Annotated in this window: 19 protein-coding genes and 1 pseudogene; 14 read left to right on the top strand and 6 right to left on the bottom strand. The window is 58.5% G+C overall.

Features of this window, described 5'->3' with window-relative positions:
* Positions 1-234: 234 nt before the first annotated feature.
* The 7 genes and pseudogenes from J2T09_RS24035 (at position 235) to J2T09_RS24005 (ending at position 5516) form a co-directional block, all read left to right on the top strand.
* Positions 235-471, top strand: coding sequence for a hypothetical protein (locus tag J2T09_RS24035; protein WP_306839377.1), 237 nt, complete (start codon positions 235-237; stop codon positions 469-471).
* Positions 472-1084: 613 nt separating this feature from the next.
* Complete coding sequence (locus J2T09_RS24030) at positions 1085-1261, top strand: hypothetical protein (RefSeq protein WP_306839375.1); 177 nt, start codon at positions 1085-1087, stop codon at positions 1259-1261.
* A gap of 59 nt (positions 1262-1320) precedes the next feature.
* Positions 1321-1731 carry a PAS domain-containing protein gene (locus J2T09_RS24025; protein ID WP_306839373.1) on the top strand — a complete coding sequence of 137 codons (411 nt, stop codon included), beginning with the start codon at positions 1321-1323 and terminating at the stop codon, positions 1729-1731.
* 75 nt (positions 1732-1806) lie between these two features.
* Positions 1807-2052, top strand: a complete 246-nt coding sequence (locus J2T09_RS24020) for a DUF6894 family protein (RefSeq protein ID WP_306839371.1) — start codon at positions 1807-1809, stop codon at positions 2050-2052.
* 270 nt (positions 2053-2322) lie between these two features.
* Positions 2323-3225: pseudogene (locus J2T09_RS24015) on the top strand (PhnA-like protein).
* Between the two features lie 178 nt (positions 3226-3403).
* The gene (locus tag J2T09_RS24010) at positions 3404-4921 is read left to right on the top strand and encodes a sensor histidine kinase (RefSeq protein WP_306839369.1); all 1518 of its coding nucleotides are present in this window, start codon (positions 3404-3406) and stop codon (positions 4919-4921) included.
* Between the two features lie 349 nt (positions 4922-5270).
* The gene (locus J2T09_RS24005; protein WP_306839367.1) at positions 5271-5516 is read left to right on the top strand and encodes a hypothetical protein; all 246 of its coding nucleotides are present in this window, start codon (positions 5271-5273) and stop codon (positions 5514-5516) included.
* 246 nt (positions 5517-5762) lie between these two features.
* Here the strand turns inward: J2T09_RS24005 and J2T09_RS24000 are convergent, their stop codons facing one another.
* A complete protein-coding gene (locus J2T09_RS24000; RefSeq protein ID WP_306839365.1) occupies positions 5763-6662 on the bottom strand; it encodes an Abi family protein in 900 nt (299 codons plus the stop codon).
* Positions 6663-7275: 613 nt separating this feature from the next.
* Between J2T09_RS24000 and J2T09_RS23995 the strand changes: the two genes are divergently transcribed.
* Positions 7276-8061: a carboxymuconolactone decarboxylase family protein gene (locus tag J2T09_RS23995; RefSeq protein WP_306839363.1), complete on the top strand. Its 786-nt coding sequence runs from the start codon at positions 7276-7278 to the stop codon at positions 8059-8061.
* A 15-nt stretch (positions 8062-8076) separates the two neighbouring features.
* On the opposite strand, the gene J2T09_RS23990 is transcribed toward J2T09_RS23995, so the two are convergent.
* Positions 8077-8970, bottom strand: a complete 894-nt coding sequence (locus tag J2T09_RS23990; protein WP_306839360.1) for a LysR family transcriptional regulator — start codon at positions 8968-8970, stop codon at positions 8077-8079.
* A 122-nt stretch (positions 8971-9092) separates the two neighbouring features.
* Here J2T09_RS23990 and J2T09_RS23985 point away from each other — a divergent pair, with 122 nt between their 5' ends.
* The 6 genes from J2T09_RS23985 to J2T09_RS23960 all read left to right on the top strand — a co-directional run bounded on the left by J2T09_RS23985 (position 9093) and on the right by J2T09_RS23960 (position 13613).
* Positions 9093-10292: an arabinose transporter gene (locus J2T09_RS23985; RefSeq protein WP_306839359.1), complete on the top strand. Its 1200-nt coding sequence runs from the start codon at positions 9093-9095 to the stop codon at positions 10290-10292.
* Between the two features lie 109 nt (positions 10293-10401).
* Entirely contained in the window at positions 10402-10863 is a 462-nt protein-coding gene (locus J2T09_RS23980; RefSeq protein ID WP_306839357.1) for a (R)-mandelonitrile lyase, read from the top strand.
* A gap of 64 nt (positions 10864-10927) precedes the next feature.
* Positions 10928-11398, top strand: coding sequence for a cytochrome P460 family protein (locus J2T09_RS23975; protein WP_306839355.1), 471 nt, complete (start codon positions 10928-10930; stop codon positions 11396-11398).
* 49 nt (positions 11399-11447) lie between these two features.
* On the top strand, positions 11448-12530 hold the full coding sequence (locus J2T09_RS23970; protein WP_306839353.1) for an alpha/beta hydrolase: 1083 nt from the start codon (positions 11448-11450) through the stop codon (positions 12528-12530).
* Positions 12531-12541: 11 nt separating this feature from the next.
* Positions 12542-13054 carry a DUF6152 family protein gene (locus J2T09_RS23965; protein ID WP_306839351.1) on the top strand — a complete coding sequence of 171 codons (513 nt, stop codon included), beginning with the start codon at positions 12542-12544 and terminating at the stop codon, positions 13052-13054.
* Positions 13055-13130: 76 nt separating this feature from the next.
* Positions 13131-13613 (top strand): hypothetical protein, encoded by a 483-nt coding sequence (locus J2T09_RS23960; protein ID WP_306839349.1) that lies wholly within the window; start codon positions 13131-13133, stop codon positions 13611-13613.
* 98 nt (positions 13614-13711) lie between these two features.
* Here J2T09_RS23960 and J2T09_RS23955 read toward each other — a convergent pair whose 3' ends face one another.
* Genes J2T09_RS23955 through J2T09_RS23940 form a run of 4 tightly spaced genes read right to left on the bottom strand, consistent with a single transcriptional unit; the run spans position 13712 to position 17755 of the window.
* The gene (locus J2T09_RS23955) at positions 13712-14785 is read right to left on the bottom strand and encodes a siderophore-interacting protein (protein ID WP_306839347.1); all 1074 of its coding nucleotides are present in this window, start codon (positions 14783-14785) and stop codon (positions 13712-13714) included.
* A complete protein-coding gene (locus J2T09_RS23950; RefSeq protein WP_306839346.1) occupies positions 14782-15588 on the bottom strand; it encodes an ABC transporter ATP-binding protein in 807 nt (268 codons plus the stop codon). Before J2T09_RS23950 ends, J2T09_RS23955 begins: the two co-directional genes overlap by 4 nt.
* The gene (locus J2T09_RS23945; RefSeq protein WP_306839344.1) at positions 15585-16667 is read right to left on the bottom strand and encodes a FecCD family ABC transporter permease; all 1083 of its coding nucleotides are present in this window, start codon (positions 16665-16667) and stop codon (positions 15585-15587) included. Before J2T09_RS23945 ends, J2T09_RS23950 begins: the two co-directional genes overlap by 4 nt.
* A complete protein-coding gene (locus J2T09_RS23940) occupies positions 16664-17755 on the bottom strand; it encodes an ABC transporter substrate-binding protein (protein ID WP_306839342.1) in 1092 nt (363 codons plus the stop codon). Before J2T09_RS23940 ends, J2T09_RS23945 begins: the two co-directional genes overlap by 4 nt.
* Positions 17756-17808 lie beyond the last annotated feature (53 nt).

Here is a 17808-nt window from a genome sequence, read left to right as displayed (position 1 = left end):
GTCCGGTTGAGCTGCAAAACTCGATCTGCGCGATTAGGCTCTGCGCAGCGTTGTGGATGCTAAGGCGCCTTTCTCCCGCGTCATATTCAAAGGGTTGGCACATTGCTCGCACTGGCCGACGCTGCCAACCAACCAGTCTTGCAGCGCCCACCGTCAAATTAGATGTAGATGGTTGGGTTGCAACTGTTGCCGCTCGAGACCGTTCATATAGAACTCGCTCAAGCGGAGGCGATCATGGGCAAGAAACTCGACAGCGTGCACCGTCACCTTATCGACGGATTGTCCAAAGGACTTGTCGGCCACGAGCTTTATGAGTTCGTCGCGATCGGATGCCGTGAGTATTCAGCAAAGCGATTGAAACGTGCTTCTTTGGCCGCAATGGCAGGCGGAACGGCGTGCCATCGGGTCGCGCTCGAAGCCGTCTACTCCCTCGCGGTCCACGGTAGCCTCGCGGCAGGTCGTCACGCTTAGCTGACGCGGCCTAAGGGGTGAGCCGCGCCAGCTGCGCATCAACCACTTACAAAGTAGCCGAACTCAGAACAGAACCGCATATCTCAGCGCCAGAAACGCCAGCGCCATGAGAAAGAGGAGTGCTGCGACATACGGATACGTATCGTTCATGCGCTGCCCGTATTGCCGGATTTCGCCCTTAATATGACCGTTTCCTAATGCATATCTATCTGTATGGAAGTGGACATTTCCGAACCAAGGGGTTGGCAAAACATAACGCTAATCTAATTGCCGTGCTGCTAATGCAGGAGGATGAATATGGCTGCGGCAGATAGACGTGAAAAAGCGGCTGAGACCGATCGCGCGGCATTGGAGATTATAACCGCCGAGCGTAAGGCCAGGGCGGAAAAGACCCTTAGACTACAGGTGGCTCGGCTTGAAGCTGGCAAAACCGACGCGAGACCAGAAGATACTCAATGAGCCCGAAATATCTTCAGATTGGCCTGATTAACACGGCAGTCGTCATCGTTGCCGTGCTCTTTGCCGCATGGGGCTAATACAAGCATATTTCACAAATATCGAATATACATTCCACGTTCGACACTGTAAGCCTCGACGAGGGACGGAGTTCACAATGCCGAAATCGATCGCTTTGAAAAATCTCGATCTTCAGAAGCTCGTCGCGCATTTGAAGCACGTTCGTCTCGCTCGGGCGACTTCCGGGCAAGAGCGCGCACCGGATGGGTCAATCATGAACGCGAATGTCCGAGCTGTCCTCGAAGCGTTAGAAGATATTTATCTGAAGAAGTGACCATTGACGGCATTTTACCGCATCCCAATTCATCCTTAAGGGTGGAACTGGGAGGTGTTATGCGTTCGGTCGATGAGGGATTGTTCTCAAGCCAGCTGTTCGGTGGCGATACGCCAGATGTTGGGTTCTTCACCTGGGACATTCCGGAAAACATTCTTTATGCCGATGGCGCCCTGGCAGACCTGTTTGGCATCGATCCGCGAGAGGCTGAGCGCGGGCTTCCCATTGAGACCTATCTCGATCGCGTCCATCCGGATGACCGATCGCAACTCGCCGAGGCGATCAGCGACAGCATCATCGCTCATATGAACCAGCAGGAGACCTACCGGGTTCTCGATGCCACCGGACGTTATGTGACAGTTGCCTCCTTCGGCCGTGGCTTCCGCGATCGCGATGGCCTGCCTCGACGTTACGTCGGGATTGTCGTTCCGGTGAATGAAGTCGAAGCCGTCTCGGGGAGAATGTCCTGAGGTATATCCAGGCGGCGTGTCGGGCGGAACTCAATCCGTGCTCTCGAATTGTCTTGCACAATCACAGGAGCTGCGATGCCACGCTATTTCTTCAACTATCGGATCAATGGGGTTCTGGAAAAAGACCCGGAAGGCTCCGAGTTGCCGTCCGATGAGGTGGCGCTCGAAGAAGCGCAGATTGCTGCCAGAGAACTGCTGGCGGCTAAAATTCGCGTCGGAGACCTCGTTGACGGCGACGAGTTCGAGGTAACGACTGGCGACGGCACGGTTGTGCACACTCTTCCGCTGCGATCCGTTTTGAAGCTCGACGAGCATGGGTAGAACACCTCCAACCGTCGGGCCGAGGCGCCATCGGAAAGCGATGATTGTCATTCTCGCGTTCTGCGCCTTGCTTTGCGGCATTGTGTTCATGGGACAGTGGTGGATGACCGAGCCATCAGGTGATGTCGACGCCAAGTCGAGCATCACGGACCCGCCGCAGTAGGAGTTTGGGCAAGTCGTTTCTCTTCCGTCTAATACAGAACGGGAACATAAAGCACTCCATCACGTTCTCGCCGCATTCACAGACCCGTGACCAGCGAGGATACCCAAATGACCGAACCCGTCTCTGTAGCGCAACTCCATGCGCGCTCTGTCGACCCCAACATCAACGCCGCCTATAACAAAGTCTCGTGGGGCGCGATCTTCGCGGGCGTTGCCATCACGCTGACCACGCACATCCTCTTGACGCTTCTGGGCGTTGGATTGGGCGCGGCCGTGATCGACCCGGCTTCGAACGACAGTCCCGCCGCCAGCACCATGTCGATCACGACGGCGGTGTAGTTCGTCGTCACGGGCCTCATCGCCTTTTTCGTTGGTGGTTATGTTGCAAGTCGTCTCTCCGGCCGCCCGCTCCGCTCGACCGGTTCCTTGCATGGTGTCGCGTCCTGGGCGGTGACCACGCTCGTGACGCTCTATCTTCTAACAACATCGGTCGGCGCAATCGTTGGCGGCACCTTCAGCGGGCTCGGCGGTCTGATCTCGAGCGTCAGCTCGACGGCGGCAACGGCGGCGACGACTGCTGCTCCGGCGATTGCTACCGCAGCTGACCCGATAGCCGATATCGAGCGCAGCGTTCGCGATGCCAGCGGCGGCAACGATCCGGCCGCTCTTCGCGATACCGCCGTGGCATCTGTCCGTGCAATGCTGACGGGCGACCAGGCTCAGATCGAGGAGGCGCGCAATCGTTCGGCAGAAGCACTTGCCCGCGCCCAGAATATTCCGGTCGATCAGGCTCGCCAGCAGGTTCAGCAGTACGAAACCCAATATCGCCAGTCGGTCGAGGAAGCCAAGAAGCAGGCAACTGAGGCGGCCCAGGCTGCCGCAACGGCAGTTTCCGTCGGCTCGATCTTCGCATTCATCTCGCTGGCCGTCGGTGCGATAGCAGCATGGATCGGCGGAGCCGTTGGGACGACCCACGTCACCCGTGAAGATGAGCTCCATGCTACACGTTGAACGACTGTAACCAGATCATCCGGTGAGCGGGCGCACATGCGCCCGCTTTTCTTACGGAAGGCCGATGGGCTCGAGACACCGATGAATTGCACTGGTTCACCAATGCGTGCTCGCCCTGTTTTCGTTGGATTTTCGCGGCCCGTACTATAGGTTACGCGCTAACTTAAGGGCTAGGTAGATGCTGCTAGATCCAAACGACACCTGCAAGATGGCAAACGCCATCACTTGGGATGAGGAAGAACGGTCAGCCGCGCTTCAATCGTACGATGTGCTCGATACGCCGCGCGAGGAAGATTTCGACGATCTGGCACGGGTCGCATCGGAAATCTGCGGCGCGCCAATCGCTGTGGTCAATCTGGTCGACACGACACGGCAGTTTTTCAAGGCTGAGGTGGGTCTCGGTGTTCGATCTACGCCGCTCGAGACCGCGTTCTGCCGGCATGCCCTTCTTCTCGAAGATACGATGGTGGTTCCGGACGCCACTAAGGATCCGCGCTTCGATGGCAGTCCGCTTGTCACAGAGGCCCCGCATATCCGGGCCTATGCCGGCGCTCTTTTGAAAACACCAGAAGGCCTGCCGATCGGAACCGTTTGTGTTCTCGACTACGAGGTCCGGGAGTTCACCGACCAGCAAATCAAAATGCTGAAGTTCCTCGCCAGGCAAACGATGGCGCAATTGGAACTACGCAAGCGTATTGCGTTACAACGCCGGCTTCTGCACCGCGCACGCAAGGCCGAGCAGGAAAAAGCAAATTTTGAACGCGTTGTTCGACAGGCTTCCGATTTCATCGGGATCGCGGACGAGCGCGGCGAAGTCATTTTTCTCAACGATGCGGCGAGGGGTCTCGTTGGGCTTCCTGCCGATGCTTTACCGCCGAAGGTGGTGACCGATTATGTCGTCGAAGCTGACAGAGAGGCTTTTCTTGAAGAGGTAAAGCCGGCTCTGAAATCGGGCCAAAGCTACGAGCGCGAGCTCAGGCTTCGCAATTTTGCGACCGCTGAGGAAGTGCCAGCGCTCTTTACGATGTTTCCGGTCAGGGACGGGGAGGGCGACCTTATCGGCTATGGTGTTGTCACCAAGGACATCACAGCTCAAAAGGAAGAAGATGAGCGCAAGGCCCAAATCATGGCCGAAGCTGCCCACCGCATCAAGAACACCCTTGCCATCGTGCAGGCAATCGTCGCACAGACCTTGAGGAGCGCGCGATCGCTTGAGGAGAGCCGCGACGCGATCATGAAGCGCGTCGGCGCATTGGCAGCGGCTCAGGACATCCTCACGGGCGCCCAAGGATCTGCCGCGGACATCATGTCCGTCGTCGCGGGGGCACTCGCACCGCATGACGGCGGCAATGGTCGTGTGTCATGGGAGGGCACTGATCATCCTCTGGAATCGCCACAGGCAATTGGGCTTTCTCTCGCGCTGCACGAGCTGGCAACGAATGCGGCCAAATATGGCGCCTTGTCCGGCGACGCTGGGCGCGTCGATATCAAGTGGCACGTGGATCCAGACGGCAGCTTCAGGCTCGACTGGACCGAGCGAGATGGCCCGGCAGTCACCACTCCCTCTGCAACCGGATTTGGGTCGAGACTGATACAGCGGATGATCGGTCCGTATTTTCAGGGCAGCACGACATTAGAATTTCCACCGGAAGGCGCTCGCTTCAGGTTGGCGGGGAAAATCTCTCGGAGATCCTGAATGCGCGGACGCCTTGTACGAAAGCTATCAAATAAATGCCGCTCTAATTACCGTACTTCCAATAACCTAGATAAGCCGTTGTCTGGGTCCATGGTTCGAATCCCGTCAACACGAAGTGCCAGACATCAGCCCGTCTGACATAACTTGCTCTCGGAAGTCTGTGCGCAAGCCGAGGGTCAGCCGTTAGTTTATGCGAAGAGGCGACCCAGAGCAGACCGCGTGTCAGGTAAGCATCATAGCCTCGTGAAAAAAAGCCAGATCAAAACTCTCGTAAGATGGACGTTTGAGAAGCTCCGCTCTAATATCCCGCCAATTCAAGAACGTTACAGTAAACTGACGGCATCGAGCTATGGAAAATGGCGAGCGAATGGGCGGCGGTACGACGGCGCATATTGCGAGAATACGACCAGACGCCACGATTGATATTCCCCAGATATCAGTTTCTGAGGTGAAGATCATTTCTGCCTATCGCGAAGGAGCCGATGCTGCTCTAAGCGGGGCCCATGCTTTCAGCTGTCCGTACCTTGATGACTTAGAAAATGCTGCGAAGTACGCGGCGTGGATGGAAGGCTTCGGCGACGTTAGGAGCAAATGATGCGCCCCTTGCCCTTCCGGCGCCCGAATTCGACAACAGACAAGTCATCTGTGTTGATGACAGGACACTGGCGGCTCTTTGGTACCCGACCAATCCGTCTGTCGCCGAGAGGAGCTGTGAAACGTAAGCCATCGCCGTTTTTCAGCGCAATGACCGGTAACGATCACGGGTCGATGGTCAGATTCCATTCAAGAGCACGCTCAAGATCGGGCCAATGGTAGGAGGCTATCTGACACTCCTAGCTGTTCAATTCCAAGCAGCGAGATTCTTCCAATTGGCCGGGAAGCCCATCGCGACCTTGTCTGCCAGCGGGCATGAATCCATTAGTCCTGCAATCTGTTCGCGCCATTGGTTGTCCGGTGCAACGATATCCATGAGATAGCCGAGAACTGCAATGGTATTGTAGACTCGCCCCTGTGTATTTCCATTCATAGCCAGCTTTAAGCTCGCAGGAGACGTCGGCACGATCATCTTTACCGTCACCTGCTTGTTCCAAAGTCGGCCGTGGTGGGCACAGATGTTGCGGATGTATGTGAGGTGATGGGCGAGCGATACCAAAACCGATTCATCCAACCCGTAAACCTTGGCGATCGCCTGTCGATCCGGCCGGTTCTTGAGATTATTATACCACATCGAGAGTTGCCCCAACGATATCACTTCGGCTGTCATCCAGATCGGTGGGTGCTCTGGATCGTCGTATTTGCTCCTGTAGTGAAGTATGAAGGTATCTTTCGACCTTGCCAGATCCTCGATCAATTTGGCGAAGGCTTGGGCATATCGATCGGGCCGGTGGTAGAGACCCGGATCGAGATAGCCGTGTGGCCCGTATTTCATGGCAAGGTGATGTGCCCAGCTACCTCGCAAGGATACTTCAATCCTTTCGATCGCATCCATCACGAGGAGGCGCAGCCGCCGATCAAAAATGTAGAGCTCCAGGACTTGGTCGAAGGAGGTTCCAGCTTGAAACCCATGCGTACCACTAGCCTGTGGTGCGTCCTCGAATGGCAACCAGTAGGCCCGTAGCCGATAATAGCTTATATGCTGGAGGCAATGGGTAGCGTGGGCATAATCTGGTACAGCCATTCCCCTTGCTTCCAGCAAGGCGATCTGGTCGGGGATGGAGACGGAGGGCTTTTCGAACTTCATGCCATTTCATAAGCGGATTCGAATAGCTATAAAACAAAAAAACCCGCCGGGGTGCGCAGTTTCGGAACCGAGGTTCCGTCCGAGGCGTGGCGGGTGTTGTTGAGCAACGATATGGAGCAATCCTGTTAAGAAAGCAACAATGCAAGGGTAAAAAATGTACCCCTATATGTGCGTTGCAGGCCATGCCATTGATGCTGAATCAAAATTTCTTGCAAGGGGTGATCTGACCGAAATCGCGCGTATCCTCAGGGACTGGCCAACGACAGGTGTCTGCTAACTGTTCGATGGAACTGTTGTCGAGCGAGAAGCCGTCTGCCGGCAGGGGCCATCATCATCAGCAAGACCAAGCTGCGTGAGGTGGCACCCGGCAATCACGACAATCCTTAGCAAGTTTCTGTTTTCAAAAGCACTCGTTCTCCATGAGAGGAGGCTGCATCAACGAGGTCTGCGGTTCGAGTCCCTTTAAGAGCTTACTCCGGCGATGTCGGACGACAAGCTGCTGCGTTTCTAAGCTTATGAGTTCCGCTCATAAGTCCATTCGCGATTTCCCTCCTAATCGCACCGTCACCGGGCCTTACCTTGGGCGACGATAGGTTTACTGAAGGAGCTCCCGATGAAAAAGACACTCGCCGCTACCGCATTAACCATGTCCTTGTCTGCCGCTGCGCCGACATTCTCGGAAGAGACGAAACGTAGCGCCGTTTCGATGCCGATATCGATGAGTGACATCCAGGCCGTCTCGCCCGCTTTCGGGAAATACGCGCGCGAAACCCTGCTGGGTGAAGTCTGGAAGCGCCCCGGAATGTCCGCCCGCGATCGCAGCGTCGTGACAGTCGCGGCTCTTATCGCTCGTGGCCAGATCGTCGAGATGCCCTTCTACTTCGAGCTGGCGCTCGATAGCGGTGTAACCCCGACGGAGCTCTCTGAAATCATCACCCATCTGGCATTCTACAGCGGCTTTCCTCAGGGAATGGCAGCTGTAACTGTTGCGAAAGATGTCTTTGCAGCGAGAGGGATTGGCGCCGACCAGTTACCGCAGGAGAGCCCTGAGCTTCTACCCTTGAACCAAGCGTCTGAGGATGCTCGCGCGAAGCGCGTAGAGGAGAGCGTCGGCCCAGTGTCGCAGGGTGTCGTGGAATACACGACCATGCTGTTCCAGGATGTCTGGCAGCGACCGGGGCTTGCGCCGAGGGATCGCAGTCTGGTGACAGTGGCATCCCTGATCGCCAATGGTCAGGCCGGGCAAATCGGCTTCCATCTCAACAAGGCGATGGACAATGGTTTGACGGCTACGGAAGCGTCGGAAATGCTGACGACGCTGGCGTTCTACGCCGGTTGGCCGAGCGTTTTCTCTGCCGTTCCGATCGCGAAAGACGTGATCGAACAGCGGCCGAGCTGATAAATTAGTGCTGCGTCACTCCCGATGGCGCAGCGCAGCCAATACGATCGCGAAGGCAGCAGATGGCTGCCGGCGGGATGGATAGTAGATATGGTAGCCTGTCCAAGGAGGTGTCCAATCCTCCAGCACGCGCACAAGGCGGCCATCTCGGATTGCCGGTTCCAGCATACCCTCCGGCAGATGGCAGAGGCCATACCCGTCTAGGGCCACGTTCATGATCTGCGGCCCCGTTGTGCAGGTGATCTGGCCTTCTACGCGAACACGTACGTCCTGGCCGTTCTTTTCAAATTCCCAGACATAATTGCCACCATGGCTGGGTAGGCGAAGGTTGATGCACTTGTGTCTGGTCAGATCCTGCGGCACCAAGGGCTTTGGCCGCTCAGCGAAATACTCAGGCGCGCCCGCAACCGCGAAAGCGATATCCGGTGAGATCCGCGCGGCGACCATGCCAACAGACACCGATTCCCCCAATCGGATACCAGCGTCGAACTTTTCCGCCACGATGTCAGTGAACCCATAGCTCGTAACGATCTCGACGTTGATGTCAGGATAGTCCTTAAGGACCTTTGCCAGCTTCGGCCAGATGATATCATTGATCGCATAATCCATCGCCGTCAGTCGCACCGTGCCTGCCGGCTTCTCACGCAACTCGGTCACGGCCACGAGCTCGTCTTCGATTTCCTGGAAGCGTGGCGTTAGGCTTTCCAGCAACCGCTCACCCGCAGGTGTGGGGCTGACACTGCGTGTCGTCCTCGTCAGGAGACGCACGCCCATTCGTTCCTCGAGCTGTCTGACGGTATGGCTGAGCGCCGACTGGGAAACGCCAAGCTGAGCCGCGGCCCGCGTGAAACTTTTCTCACGGGCAACTGCGAGGAAGAACAGAAGATCGGCGACATTTTCTCTGAGCAATTATGAGCGTTCCTCATGGGTCTTTGCGCGTTTTATCAGCTAATCAGCTAGATGCGTAGTCACTAGATTGCGGGCCAGATCACGTTTCCGAGGGCGCACGAGCCTCGAAAGGACCATGGCACATGGCAATCGAAGACATCTCCGAAACTTCAGGGCGATCACTGTCGCTGACTCTCATGCCGATTATGGCGGCTGTGTTCATCGCGTTTCTAATGATCGGGCTGGCGCTCCCCGTTCTGCCGCTTCATGTCCATGACGACCTTGGTCTCGATGGATTTGTGGTCGGCCTTGTGGCGGGCGGTCAGTTCGCGGCTTCGCTGGTCTCACGAGTCTGGGCGGGTCGTTTTGCCGACCGTCGCGGCGGGAAGCTGGCCGTGATCATCGGGTTGCTTGGCGCCGCCGCATCCGGCGGACTTTATCTGATATCGCTCGTATTCGTGGAAAGCCCAGTCCTTTCGGTCGCAATCCTGCTCGTAGGGCGAGCTGTCCTGGGAGGCGCGGAAAGTTTCATCATTACCGGCGCTGTGAGCTGGGGGATGATGCTCGGTGGGCCCGCGAACACCGGCAAGGTCATCTCCTGGATTGGCACAGCCATGTATGCGGCATTCGCTGTCGGTGCCCCACTGGGCGGCACTCTGTTCGAGGCCTCCGGTTTCGGGGCAATCGCGCTGACGACCTCAATTGTGCCTTTGATAACCCTCGCCGTCGTCCTGCCGCAGAAAGCGACCTTCCCGCCGGTGGAAGAAGCTGCGCCGATGCGTTCAGTTCTCGGGGCAATCTGGTTGCCGGGCATCGGTCTGGCGATGAGCAGCTTGGGCTTTGGAGCGATGATGACATTTGCATCGCTCCTGTTTTCGGAACGCGGCTGGACACCGATCTGGCTTGGTGTCAGCGCCTTCGCGGTGTCCTTCATCGTTGCTCGCCTCTGGCTCGGTCACATCGCCGACACCTTGGGTGGTGCGCGCGTGGCGTTGGTTTGTCTCGTGATCGAGGCGGTCGGGCTCACCGTGATCTGGCTTGCTCCGAACGAAGCCGTTGCCCTCGTCGGAACCGTTCTTACCGGCTTCGGATATTCGCTCGTTTATCCAGGCTTCGGTGTCGAGGCGGTTCGGCGCGCGCCGGCGAAGGCTCGTGGCGTCGCCATGGGGACTTATACAGCCTTCCTGGATCTCGCGCTTGGCCTCTCCAGCCCAGCCCTCGGCATGCTCGCAGGGCGCGGAGGGACCGGCCGGGTGTTCATCGTCAGCTCGATCGTCGTCGCGGCGGCGTCGCTGATCGCGGTGCGTCTGACTGCGAAGCCGCCGGCTCAGAATTTATCGTGATGGCTCATAAGTCCATTCGCGGAAGCAGCTCTAATCAGCGCCCGACACCCCATTACATCCAATCCCGCACGATGATTTTTCCAGTTCAAGTATGTTGAAAGGAACCACGATGAAGAAGACTTTTGCGATCGCTGCCACACTGACGGCACTTGGCAGCCCAGTTGCAGCCGAAGGGATCACGATCTCCGAAGGCAGCTCGCGGAAATCCGTCCTTGCATCGCCAGACCAGTTCACCGGCACGGTTATCGTCGAGCCCATGTTCGCGGCAAATGAGCACAATGGTCACAACACCGGTCATGTGACCTTCACCCCAGGGGCGAGGACAGCTTGGCACTTCCATCCTCGTGGACAGCTTCTGATCGTTACCGACGGTGCTGGCTGGGTTCAGGAAGAAGGTGGTGAAAAGCGCACGGTTCGTGCCGGCGATGTCGTCTGGTTCGCACCCGGCATCCGCCATTGGCATGGCGCGACCGACACGTCGATGATGCGCCACATCGCCCTCAGCTACATGGAAGGCGGCTCAAATGTCGCCTGGTCCGATCAGGTGACCGACCAGCAGTTCCTCGACTGATCTCAAACTCCAGCAACCATGCCGGCTCGGACATTCGTCTGGCCGGCAGCACGGACGGATTTCCATGTTCGCATCCAAATTTTCTCTTTCGATCGCGACAGCGGCGGTCATAGCAGGTGGCTTCGCCGCATGGCAGGCGTGGGCAGCGAATGATCGCGTCCAGTTCCCCGAGGGCTACGAGAACGGCATCCACTATGCGACCGTTAATCGTGGGGGCATTCGTGAAGAGATCTTCACCAGCCCCGAAGCTGTGGCGGCAGCAAAAGCAGGGCAGCCTTTGCCCGATGGGACAATCATCATGATGGAAGATCATCGCAGCGGTGGCCTACACCGCTATGTGGTGATGGAGAAGCGTGCCGGCTGGGGAGATGCCTACCCGGAAAACTTCCGTGCAGGCGACTGGGAATTCCGGGAGTTTGCACCGGACCGCACCCCGAACATTCGCGAGGACGGCCAGCGTTGCATGAGCTGTCATCAGAGCCAGGCGGGGCAGGATTTCGTGTTCACGCTGGACCGGATGCGCAGCGCCAACTGATCAAATCGATCGCAATCACATCAACATCGAGCACCAAAAGGAGCGTGCAATGACTGACGAAGGCAAGATTCCAAATACTCCCGATCTGGTGTCGCCGGAACGCAGGACGGTTATCATAGGTGGCGCAGCCCTGGCGGCAGTTGCCGTAGCCGGAACCGCGGGCTCCGCTTTCGCAGCAGGACCAGACATGTCACGCGGCGCCGATAACTTCTACAAGAGCGACCGTGTAACCACCGAAGACGTGCGCTACAAGAACACCTACGGCATGGAGGTCGTCGGCACGCTATTCCGTCCGAACCAGATGGAAGCTGGCCGGAGATATCCCGCTCTGGTCGTCGGTCATCCCTATGGAGCAGTTCGCCAGCAGGCCGCAAACCTTTATGCCACCAAGATGGCCGAACAAGGTTTCGTAACCTTGTCTTTCGACCAGTCCTACTGGGGCGAGAGCGCCGGTTCTCCGCGCGGCGCGGTTCTCCCAGACGTCTATGTCGAGAACTTTAGTGCAGCCGTCGACTTCCTCGGAACCCGCGAATTCGTTTCCCGGGAGAACATCGGCGTCATCGGCATTTGCGCCAGCGGCGGGTTTTCCATCGCTGCAACCAAGGTCGATGCTCGTATCAAGGCCCTCGCTACCGTGTCGATGTATGACATGGGCGAATACTACCGCACCGGCATCAAGGGCGAACGGGCCGTCGAGACACGAAACAGCGACCTGCAGATTGCTGCTGCCAACCGTTACAAAGAGGCAGAAACTGGCCAGCCGATCCACGGCCCGGGCCAGAACGACCCCGTGTTTCTGGAGGCTGCTGAGTCGCGGGACTTCTACTCCACGGAGCGTGGGCTGGTCGCATCGAACGATCGTCGGACGACGCCGGCGACCTATGCGAAGTTCATGAACTTCTACCCCTTCGTCGGCATCGAATCCATCGCGCCCCGGCCGATCCTGTTCGTGGTCGGCGGTATCGCACCGTCCCGCGGCTACACAGACAAGGCCTTTGAAATGGCGGCGGAACCGAAGGAACTTGTCGTGATCGATGGCGCCAACCGCATCGATCTCTACGACCGGACGGAGATCATTCCGTTCGCCAAGCTGACTTCCTTCTTCAATCAGCATCTCGGTGACGCAGCGTGAAGGGACATCTCATGAGATCAAGGTCATTTGGCCGCGGCATCGCCGGCGCGATCGGGCTCGCAGCGCTAAGTGTCGCCACCATCGCCGTAGCCCATCACGGCTGGAACTCGTTCGACACGAGCCGCGCATATTATGCGGCTGGCACCGTCACCGAAGTCCATTGGGGCAATCCCCACAGCGAAGTCCACATGAAGGTCGATGGAACGGCATTGCCGGACGGCTGGTCCTCTCGTGAACTTCCGCAAGGAGCGGACGACAGCGATGGCCCGGCTACCATAGCTTCGGCTCGCCCCTATGACGGAGGGCATGACGAAGTTGAACTGATGTTGGCCGGCCCAGAGTGGATGCGCCGGTGGGGCCTCGAACGCCCCCTTGAGGTCGGCGAGAAGCTTGAGGTCGTCGGATATCTCGGCAGCTCCGACAAACAGGCCCTCCGGCCCGTGATGTTTTGGCTCGCCAATGGCCAAGGCGTCTGGCAGCAGCTCACCTCGTTCCCGCAGCGGCCAGAACCGGCAGCAAACTGAAAAAGCAACCGCCGCGCCGCAAGGTGTGGCGGCCGCTTGAGTTTTCGAGGGCATGCATTTGGAAAATTTCTCGGAGATGTTTGTCTCGACGTTTGGCTGGCTTGAGCAATCACAGGTCGGCCAGCTTGTCCGTATGACGCCTTACCTCTATCCAGTCCTTATGAGCCTTCACGTCGTCGGTATAGCGATCATGGTTGGCCCGGCGTTTCTGGTTGATCTGAGGCTCCTCGGGATGGGAAGGAAGGTCGTTGCGGTCACGACCGTTACTCGGCTGCTGCTTCCTGTATCCCACATAGGATTCGCGATCGTTGCCATCACAGGTGCGGCGATGTTTACGGGCATCGTCTATGTCGTTTCGAAAAGCGCTGCGAGCCCGTGGAAATTCGGACTGATCGTCGTTGCTGCGATAAACATCGTGATATTCCACAAGGGAGTTTATCGAACTGTCAGCGAGTGGGACGCGAGAGTTGGGGCGCCCATCGCAGCGAAAGTTGCGGCGGTGATCTCCATGGTCTGCTGGATCGGCGTTATCTTCGCGGGACGGTTTCTATCGTATTGAAAACGACTTAGCGGAATTGGCTGGCACGCTATTAATAGGACAGTAGTTCATGTCCCATCAAGGTCTTATAAACGGGCGCACCTCCAAACAGGTCAGCCTTAGGTCTGCGCGTGGCCATCGCGCCAATAGGACACCGCCAAATGGTCTTCTTTCGGTAGACGTCTAAAGGAACGCCAGTCGGAACGTATCTTGCGAAACGTCGAGAACTCAGTGCCGGCCCAAGCGAAAACGGATCCATTAGATGGCAATCGGACGGACGAAACACGCTCCGCAAGTTCGTTGGGTGAGGCTGAGCGGCTGCGATGCAGCCATGCGATATCAATACCAGTGCTACAGCAAATCGGTTGCTCGTCGCGCTCGTCCGCCACTTCAATGATGGCCTTACCGCGCGCGTCCGCCGGCAATGCCTCGATGAGGCGTGCAATCGCGGGCAGGGCGGTTTCGTCACCGGCAAAAAGGTTCCAGTCGGCAGGTCTCGCACTACCGCCGCCGGGCCCGATCATCCCTAACACATCGCCGACCTTGGCATTCGCTGCAAAGCGGCTGCCGGGGCCGCCATGGTCGTGGAGTACGAAATCGATATCGAGCGTGCCGGACTGCGGGTCGATGCGGCGGATGGTGTACTTGCGGATGATCGCGCGTTCTTCATCTGATCCCCAGTCGATCGTTCCGATCGGTGTCAGACTGGGAAGACAGAGAGGAGCATGATCGCGCGGAAAAAGAAGTTTGGCGTGAAGCGCCAGCGGCGTATTGAAGCGCTTCAGCTTCGACGACCCGAACGTGATCCTGCGGATATGCGGTGAAAGGTCACGAATACCCAGAACCTTCAAGCTGCGGAGATTGGGAAGTGAGGCTATCTCTTCGCCATCGCCCTGCCATAAAATATCCGCCCCACTCTCGTGGTTGAATTCGCCCAGATGACTGGCCAGCAGATATTTCATTTCCAGCAGCATTTCTGCGTCGGGCGCGGAAGTCTCAATCCGGAGGCTGCCTCCATCGGCGATGATGCGGGCATCGCCACTGCTCGAGGAAAGCGTCCATACGGTCTCGGAAACCGGGACTATCTCGTTGCCGTGTTCGACAAGATGCTCCGTCATGATCCGCCCCAGGCGGACAGCGTCAGGACAGATCACCTTTGTCGTGGCCGATAGCAACCCCGAAACCTCAGTCATTCTATTTCCTTCTTGATGACGTTCCGTGAAGGACCGAGCACATCGATCAGCAGCGATCCCCGCGCATTGACCGTCACTTCAGCATCGATCCCCCAGACGTCGGCCAGGATATCGCGGCTCAAAACCTCCACCGGCAATCCCTCGGCGACAATACGGCCTTTCGAAAGAACCGCGATGCGGTCGGACATCCGCGCTGCCAGAGCAAGCTCGTGCAAAACGACGACGACGATCGTCCCGGATGCTGCCACGCTGCGGATTACGCGCATGAATTCGTCCTGATGGCGCAGATCGAGCGCACTGGTCGGTTCGTCGAGCAGCAGCACCGATGGATTGCCGACAAGAGCTTGCGCCAGGGCAGCCATCTGCTTCTGGCCGCCCGAAAGGGTGTCGATGTTCGAGAGGGCAATATCACCAAGGTCGAGATTCTCGATCAGCGCGGCCGCCTGACGTTCCAAAGATAGTCCTGAGATTGTCGCCCCGTGCTTGCCGGCAATGCGAAGCGCCGCCAAAACGCTCTCGAACACGTTGAGACCAACGCCTCGAGGCAGTGCCTGCGGCATGTAGGAAATCTTGCCGGCGCGCTGGAAGGGTTTGAGCCGGGTTATGTCGTCTGGTCCGAGCATGATCGTGCCCCTGACCGGAAGGAAACCTCCTATCGCTTTCAACACGGTGGACTTGCCGGCGGCATTGGGGCCCGTCAGCGCCAGGATTTGTCCGGGAGTGACGTCCGGCAGGCTGACGCCATGCAGAACAGGTTTACCGGCATAGCCCGCATGAACGTCCCGAAGCGAGAGCGCGGTCATCGGCGTCTTCCCTGCCGGAGGATCAGCGCCACAAAGACAGGCACGCCGACAAGGGCAGCAACGATGCCGACGGGCAGATTGGCGTCCGGGACCAGAAGCTTTGCGGCGATCGATGCGCCAAGCAGCAGGACGCCGCCGGAGAGCGCGCTCGCGGGTATGAGGAAACGGTGGTCCTCGCCGATGATCATGCGGGCGATATGCGGACCGACGAGGCCGATGAAGCCGATCGTGCCGACGAAGGCGACGGCCGTCGCCGTCAGAAGGCTGACCCGGATCAGCGAAAACAGTCTCAGGCGCCTGACATCGACGCCGAAGGACATGGCGCGTTCCTCGCCGAGATGCAGTGCCGTCAACTGTGGTGATGCCAGCCATGACAGCGGCAACACGACCACGGTAACCAGCGCCAGGACGGAGACATTCGTCCAGTCGGCCCGTTGCAGATTACCCATCATCCAGAAGACCACCTGCTGCACGGATTGGGCAGAGGCGTAAAATTGCAGGAGCGAGATCGCGGCGTTGAAGGAGAATACCAAAGCGATGCCGAACAGAACGAGGTGCTCGCTGCCGCCACCTCTGAGACTTGTCAGCAGTTGCAGCAGGGCGACGGAGCCGATCGCAAACACGAAGGCGTTCGCGGACACGAGCCAGTTGGCTCCAAGAAACGGAATGCTGGCGCCGGTGACAATGGCAACGGCCGCACCAAGGGCTGCGGCTGATGAGACGCCCAGCGTGAAGGGGGAGGCAAGCGGATTGTCGAGCACTGTCTGCATCTCGACCCCGGCGGTCGCGAGCGCCGCTCCCACCAAAAGTGCCATCAGGGCAGCCGGCAGTCGCACGTCATAGAGAATGACAGCGTCGATGCGATCGAGCGACGTGGGATCCATGAGACCGCCAAGGACGGCGTGGGCGGTCAACCCGGATGGTCCGGTGACGATGTCGGTGAAAAGCAACAGCAGGGCGACCGTCAGAAGACAGAGCAACATGATCCCGCGCTTGATGGATAGCCGGTGATGGCGCGCGATGATGCGCTCGCCATTCTCACCAAGCATCACCGCAGATTGGCTCTGATGGACGGTCATGCGGAAAGGTCCACGGTGTAGGTTCCCTCGAGCGGCACGGCCAGAAAATCGCGGTTGATGCCTGCCATGGTCGCCGCCGGATCCATATCGCCAAAGAGTTCCGGATGAAGCCTGCGGGCAATCGCCTGTGCTGCGACGATATTGAACGGCGTGGCATGCAGCAGATGCCAGATGCCGCTGAGGCGCTGCTGCTGGAATGCCGTCAAAGGTGCTGTGTCCGCTGATCTTGCGACCGCCTCAAGACTGGCCGTTGCCGCGTCGGAGCTAACGCCCGGACCGATGACAAGCCCGCCGCGACCGGCAAGATAACCGCCACCGGTGACGAAAACAAACTGCGGGTCCATTGTCAGGACAAATTCTCGCCGTGCCTGCACCCAGGGAAGGGAACCGAGCCGTGCGCCGATATTGTCGCCGCCCGCAAGCTCGATGAAGGCGCCGAGGCCACCGGTGCCGGGCATCCAGCAACAGTCCCATCCGGGCGCGCCGGCATTGGCCTGCAGCATGACGGTTGGACGATTTGGCGCTGTTTCGGCGAGGCGGGTGCGGATAGCCGCAACCGACGTTTCGTGCCAGCTGGCAAAACGTTCGGCCTTTTCTTCGGCCGCTCCACCGAGCAGCTTGCCGATCAGCCGCATGCTTGGCGCAGTATTGCCAATCGGGTCTTCATAAAAGTCGACGAACAGGACCGGGATCCCGGCGGCTTCCAGCCGCTTGACCACGGTTTCGTCTTCCGGTCCCGGTCCATAACAGCCGCCGAGGAGAACAACGTCGGGGCGGCTGGAAAGAGCGGCTTCGACTGAAAAAGTCTGCGGGCTGGCCTGTCCTACGAGCGGAACTGTCGACAGGTGAGGGTAGGCCGCTTGGTAAGTGGCAAAGATTTCCTTGCTGTGACGGACCAGATCGCCCTGCCAGGCGCAGACGAGATCACCGGGCGCGTCATGAACCAGCGAAAGGGCAAGCAGCAAGTGCCCGTCCCCCAGCAGGATCCGCTTGGGTGGTGAAGGCAGGTCTGGCAGGGACGACGAAACGAGCGCCGCCTTTTGCGCGCGCGCCGGACTGGCGGCCAACGCCATTGCGCCAGCCGTCAAACCCAATATGTCCCGTCTTCGCAACATCATTGCCCTGCCACCAATACCTTTCC

This window comes from Neorhizobium huautlense (genome assembly GCF_030811685.1).
In the GTDB taxonomy this organism is placed as follows: domain Bacteria; phylum Pseudomonadota; class Alphaproteobacteria; order Rhizobiales; family Rhizobiaceae; genus Neorhizobium; species Neorhizobium huautlense_A.
The sequence above is the reverse complement of the archived record's forward strand: the minus strand, read 5'-3'. Positions and strand labels throughout refer to the sequence as shown.